Source organism: Brevundimonas diminuta ATCC 11568 (assembly GCF_000204035.1).
GTDB lineage: Bacteria > Pseudomonadota > Alphaproteobacteria > Caulobacterales > Caulobacteraceae > Brevundimonas > Brevundimonas diminuta.
The window spans coordinates 475,023-480,492 of the sequence record NZ_GL883086.1 but is presented as its reverse complement, the minus strand read 5'-3'; the positions used below and the strand labels follow the sequence as shown (position 1 = coordinate 480,492).

The following is a 5,470-nucleotide window of genomic DNA, read 5'->3' as shown; positions in this document are numbered from 1 at the left end:
CGGCGGCGGCTTCGGCGGCGGCGGCGCCTCGGGGGGATGGTGATGCAGTTCACGAACGACGACCACGCACGGGTGGCCCAAGCCATCGCCCAGGCCGAGGCGGACACCTCCGGCGAGATTTTCTGCGTCGTGGCGCGGCAGGTGTCGTCCTATCGAGACGTCAGCCTGGGTTGGGCGGCGGCGGCGGCCTTGCTGCTGCCGCTGGGCCTGATCCCGCTCGGCTTCAACGGCGACTGGCTGACCTTCGGCGGCGGTTGGGAGGCCGCCCACGCCCCCGCCGCCTCGGCCGAGATCGGCCGCGCCCTGGCGGCCTATGGACTGGTGCAGGCCGGCGTCTTCGTGGCCGTCTTCCTGCTGTCCTTGATCCCCGTCGTGCGGCGACTTCTGACGCCCGCCGCCCTGCGCCGCACGCGCGTTCGCCGCGCCGCCATGCAGCAGTTCCTGGCCCACGGCCTGCACGTCACCGAGGCGCGCACCGGCGTCCTGATCTTCGCCGCCCTGGCCGATCATCAGGTCGAGGTCGTGGCCGACGAGGGCATCCACTCCTGCGTCAGTCCCGAAGTCTGGGCCGACGCCGTGGCCGCCCTGACCGGCGCCCTGCGGCGTGACCGGCCGGTCGAAGGCTTTGAGCAAGCCATCACCCTGTGCGGTCAGGTTCTGGCGGAACGCTTTCCGCCCAAGCCCGCTGACAAAAACGAGATCCCCGACAAGCTGGTTGTCATCTAGTCCGGCTATCAGGATCGCTATCGGGGCCTCGCGACCGCCGCATTGAGGCGCGACAGTCGCTGCGATCGCAGGCAAGGAATTCATGCCGAGACTTCTGACCTACAACGTCCATCGCTGCGTCGGCGTCGACCGCAAGCTGGACGTGCATCGCATCGCCGACGTCATCGCCGAACACGAGCCGGACGTCGTCTGCCTGCAGGAGCTGGATGTCGGCCGCGCCCGCACCGGCTGGGTCGACCAGGCCGACGCCATCGCCCAGCGCCTGGCCATGAGCGTGCAGTTCCATCCCGCCATGAAGGTCGAGGCCGAACTTTACGGCGACGCCATCCTGACCCATCGCCCCGAGCGCCTGGTGCGCGCCGCCGCCCTGCCCACCCTGCCCGGCCTCAAGGGGCTGGAGCCGCGCGGCGCCCTGTGGTCGGCGGTCGATTTCGACGGCGTGGTCGTCAATATCCTGAACACCCACCTGGGTTTGGTCCCTCGTGAACAGCGGCTTCAGGTCGCGGCTCTGGTCGGCCGGGACTGGCTAGGTGATCCGATGTGCGACGGACCGACCATCCTGACCGGCGACTTCAACGCCACCTCTATCACCCGCCCCTATCAGGCCCTGACCCGGCGGCTGGACGACGCCCAGCGGCGGCTGGGGCTGAAGCCCTCGATCAAGACCTTCCCGTCCAGCTTCCCAGCCATCCGCATCGACCACTGCTTCGTCAGCCGCGAAATCCGCGTGACCGGTGCCCGCACGCCGTCATCGCCTCTGGCGCGAGCCGCTTCGGACCACCTGCCGCTGATCATCGACTTCGAGATCGATCAGCCCAAGGGTCAACCCGGCGCCTGACCGCCCTCTGACTTAGGCCGAGTGCGGTGCGAGCGGTTCAGCCGTTTCCACGGCCGCCAGGCGTCGGTGGAAGACATCGGATCGCCGAACTGCCACTCGGCGAACATCCGCTCCACCCGCGTCGGCTCGGTCGCGCCCAGCGGCTTCATGCGCTCATGACCGAAGGTCTGAATCGCCTGACCGACTGAACCCAGCAGCGTCTCAGCCTCAGCAAAGGCGTCGCCGGACACGCCGATGAAATGGCCGAGAGAGTGACGGCGGAAACGCTGGATCACCTCGCTCTGCTCTTCCGTCTCAGCCTCGACCGAAACGTCGCACTCCGTATCCAGCCCCATCGAGCGGTTGTTCAGATTGCTGGACCCGATCCGCAGCAGCTTGTCGTCGATGATAGTCATCTTGGCGTGAACGATGATCCGCTCGCCCTCGTCCGTCACTGGGTAGAAGGCGGTGAAGCGATCATGCCGGTCCGCCTGCTCCAGCCGATACAGAACCTCGGCCCGCGCCGTATCCATGGTCATGCCGTCGAACCAGCTGGGGCTGCGCCCGGTCGAGACCAACACCACCTCCGGCCCGTCCGGCTCGGCCAGGCGCTCGGCCAGCGCCGCCGCCAGCAGGGGCGAGGTGAAGTACTGGTTCTCCATATAGATAAGCGAGCGCGCCCGCCGGATGGCCTCCAGATGCAGAGCCTCGTTTTCGCGAACCTCGGGCCGGCCGCGCACCTGAGGTTCTGTGCGGGAGATTCCGACCGACACCTGCGTCAGCGCGGGCGCCACGCGCTCCGGCCACGAATCCGCGCATTCAGCCGTGATCGGCGCGATCACCTCGCCGGTGGCCCGCCTCCACCGCTCACGCGCCAGTTCGCCCAGAGCCTGCGCCGCCGGGCCGTCCATCACGCACATGACTTCGTGCCTCGGCGCCGGAATGACGCCCGTCGGCTCGCACCGGCGCGGGTCGCCCGAGAAATGCTCTTCAGTGTCCCAGCGGTCGGTCGAGATGTCGCCGCCGCCGCAGAAGGCGATCTGGTTGTCGATCACCACCACCTTCTGATGGTGGCAAGCGCCCAGTATGCCCGGCCCGTCCAGTCGAAACTCCACGATCCGTCGCCGAAACCACCTCTGGGCCTTGTGCGGATAGAAGCCCTGCGATGCGGCGATCAGCAACGGCGAACGCCAGATCAGCAGGCGTACGTCCAAATCGGGCTTCTGGCGCACCAGAGCCTTCAACTGATGGCCGATCTCGGCGCGCCGATCGGTCAATGGCCCCTCGGGGTCCAGGCGCGTGCGCGGATCGAACTGCCAGCCGAGAATTAGGATGGAGCGTTCGGCCTTGTGCAGCGCCGACGCCAGGGCGTCGAAATAGGCCTTGTTCTCCATCAAGGGGGCGAACCGATGCGCCTTTGCGGACCGCCACACTGCGGTGGCCGTCTCCAGCAGGCTGCCCTCATAGAACTGGTCTGCTCGCATACCCCCCGCAATGGCTGATTCGCGTGACGGCCGGACGGGCCTCCTGATCTCACTCAGACGCCGATGAGGTCGGATCGTTCCATTTTCGCATCAATCGGGTCAATGGCGCCGCTTCATCTGTTCGCCGCATTGTCGCCCGAAGATGTTTCTGGCATACTATGAATATGCAAGCTTTGATCGAGATCCTGGCTGGTTTGATCGCCCTGCTCGCCGCAGCGGCGTTGTCGCAATTCGGCGTCGATATGAAAGCGCCGCAAAAGTCGGACCGCGAGATTCAACGGGTGCAGGATTGCGGCGATACAAAGCCCGCAACCACCGTCCACCTGACCGCTCCCTCGTCCTGCTGATCCACAGATCACCTTGATCCGCGTCGGCAAACGGCGATCTAATCCGCGCTCGAGCCTTTTCGCCTTACGATCCAGCCGTTAGGGTCCATGCCTTGCGCCCTTCGCCGCCTATCCTGGCGATCAGTGATCGAGACCGACGCCCATGAAATCCCGCCATCGGCCGCCGCTCAATCTGACCGACCCCGAGCCCGTCTCCACTGAGACGGAGGCCTCGCTCACGCCCGAAGCGGCCGAGACCCCTGACGAAGCGACGCCAGAGGCCGGCTTGGAGCCGCTGCCTGACGCACCCCAGCGCCCCATGTCCGAGCGCCAGCGTCGACGCCTGGCGGAACAGCAGGCGTTGGCCGAAGAACGCGCCGCCGAAGCCGAAAAGGCCGCGCGCGCCCTGTCGCCGTTCGCTGAATCCGCCGACGCCCCGCCCGCTACGGTCCCGCCCATCTCGCCGCCGGCCAAGACCTCGGCCAAGCGCAAGGGCAAGAGCGCGGGTTCAAACGGCGCCGCCAACGCCTACCTGATCGCGGGCTTGGCCTCCGCCCTATGGGTCGGCGGCTTGGCCTCCTGGTTCGCCTATGAACTGGGCTCGGGGATGATGGAGATCGATCCGCTGCGCCTGGCGGTCTACGCCCTGATCCTGCTGGCGCCGGTGGGTCTTTCTGTCCTTCTCGCCCATGCCGTGCGCCAGGGTGCGGGTCTCGCCCAGGAGACGAAGCGCGCGCGGGAAATGGCTGACGCCCTGGTGGGACCGACCGCCCTGGCCGCCAATCAGGCCGGGCATGTGCTGAACACCCTGCGCGAAGACATCGACCGCGCCGCGCAATCGGCCGAGCGCGCTCGCGGCGACCTGGCGTCCCTGCGCGAGGCCCTGGTCAAGGAATCCAACCTGCTAAACGAGGCCGCCGAACTGGCCGGGGGCACGGCGCGGCGCCTTGCCGAACAACTGTCGCACGAACGCGAGCAGATGGGCGTTCTGGGCGGCAAGCTGGAAGGCCAGGCTTCAGCGGTTGTCGAAACGGTTGAACGTCAGTCGCGCATGGTGGCCGACGCCTCCGACCTGGCCCAGACCCAGCTGCGTGAGGCCGAGGCCGCCCTCGCCGCTCGCGCCGCCGACCTGGCCGCCGCCGCCAACGAAGCCCAGGAAGCCGCTCGCGCCGCCTCTGACGATCTGGCCCGCCAGACCCTGCGGCTGGAGACGGCCGGCTCCGGCGTCGCCGAACAGATTCAATCCGTCGAGGAAGGCCTGGGCCAGCAACGCGCCGCCCTGGTCACGGCCGCCTACGCCCTGCGTACCGATCAGGAAGACTTCTCGGCCCAGATCGAGAGCCAGCGCGCCCAGCTTCTGGACCACCTGTCCCAGACCCGCACCGCCGCCGACGACCTGAACCAGCGCGGCGATGAGGCCGCCGCCGCCATCAAGGCCCAGGTCGAGGCCGTGGTCGACCAGTTCAAGGCCCTGGTGGAGATGTCCCAGCGCGAGGCCGACGGCTTCGACCACGCCACCAAGCTGTCGCTGGATCGCTTTGAAAGCCTGGCCGCTGAGTCCCGCGACCTGCTGGTCGAGGAGACCCGCCGTTCGCTGGAGGCGCTTCAAGCCACGGCCGACGAACAGCGCGCCGCCGCTCAGGCCGCGATCGAACAGGCTCAGATCCGCGCCGATCGCCTGGGCGAATCCCTGTTCGACGCCGCCCAGAAGGCCGATGAGGCGGCCGAGGCGCGGATCGACGGCGCCCGCCGCATCGTCGCCCAGACCGCCGACATGGTCGATCTGACCGGACAGAAGCTGGTCGACAGCCTTCAGGCGACCCTGGCCCAGGTCACGGACGCCCTGGCTTCGGTCGAACAGGCCGTCGCCGAAATGGATCAACGCGCCGCCCGCCTGCCCGACGAGGCCCGCGCTCGCGTCGAATCCGTGCGCCTCAGCGTCGAGGAGGGCCTGAACGCCCTGACCGCCGCCTCGCGCAAGGCGGCCCAGGACACCGAGGCCCTGGACGCCGGGTTCCAGGATCGCGTGCGTCGCAACTATGAAATGTTGACCGAGGCTGTGCGCCTGATGGGCGCTGTCTCCGCCGAGGGCGGCCAGCCGCGCCGCCGCCCGACGA

At 68.2% G+C, this 5,470-nt stretch carries 5 protein-coding genes; 4 read left to right on the top strand and 1 reads right to left on the bottom strand.

Going from position 1 to position 5,470, the window contains the following annotated elements:
• Positions 1 to 36: 36 nt before the first annotated feature.
• A complete protein-coding gene (locus BDIM_RS06120; protein WP_040345227.1) occupies positions 37 to 726 on the top strand; it encodes a TPM domain-containing protein in 690 nt (229 codons plus the stop codon).
• A gap of 82 nt (positions 727 to 808) precedes the next feature.
• Complete coding sequence (locus tag BDIM_RS06115; protein WP_003164701.1) at positions 809 to 1,564, top strand: endonuclease/exonuclease/phosphatase family protein; 756 nt, start codon at positions 809 to 811, stop codon at positions 1,562 to 1,564.
• On the opposite strand, the gene BDIM_RS06110 is transcribed toward BDIM_RS06115, so the two are convergent.
• Positions 1,549 to 3,027, bottom strand: a complete 1,479-nt coding sequence (locus tag BDIM_RS06110) for a phospholipase D-like domain-containing protein (protein WP_003164700.1) — start codon at positions 3,025 to 3,027, stop codon at positions 1,549 to 1,551. The two genes, BDIM_RS06115 and BDIM_RS06110, sit on opposite strands and share 16 nt — an antisense overlap.
• Before the next feature lie 164 nt (positions 3,028 to 3,191).
• Between BDIM_RS06110 and BDIM_RS06105 the strand changes: the two genes are divergently transcribed.
• Both BDIM_RS06105 and BDIM_RS06100 read left to right on the top strand, forming a co-directional pair.
• Positions 3,192 to 3,374 (top strand): hypothetical protein, encoded by a 183-nt coding sequence (locus BDIM_RS06105; RefSeq protein ID WP_040346622.1) that lies wholly within the window; start codon positions 3,192 to 3,194, stop codon positions 3,372 to 3,374.
• A gap of 142 nt (positions 3,375 to 3,516) precedes the next feature.
• A partial coding sequence (locus BDIM_RS06100) for a coiled-coil domain-containing protein (protein ID WP_040345224.1) occupies positions 3,517 to 5,470 on the top strand: 1,954 nt, incomplete at its 3' end.

Excerpts from the sequence above, each read along its gene's own strand:
- BDIM_RS06120 (WP_040345227.1), top strand. The coding sequence starts at position 37 with ATGGTGATGCAGTTCACGAACGACGACCACGCACGGGTGGCCCAAGCC.
- BDIM_RS06115 (WP_003164701.1), top strand. The coding sequence starts at position 809 with ATGCCGAGACTTCTGACCTACAACGTCCATCGCTGCGTCGGCGTCGAC.
- BDIM_RS06110 (WP_003164700.1), bottom strand. The coding sequence starts at position 3,027 with ATGCGAGCAGACCAGTTCTATGAGGGCAGCCTGCTGGAGACGGCCACC.
- BDIM_RS06105 (WP_040346622.1), top strand. The coding sequence starts at position 3,192 with ATGCAAGCTTTGATCGAGATCCTGGCTGGTTTGATCGCCCTGCTCGCC.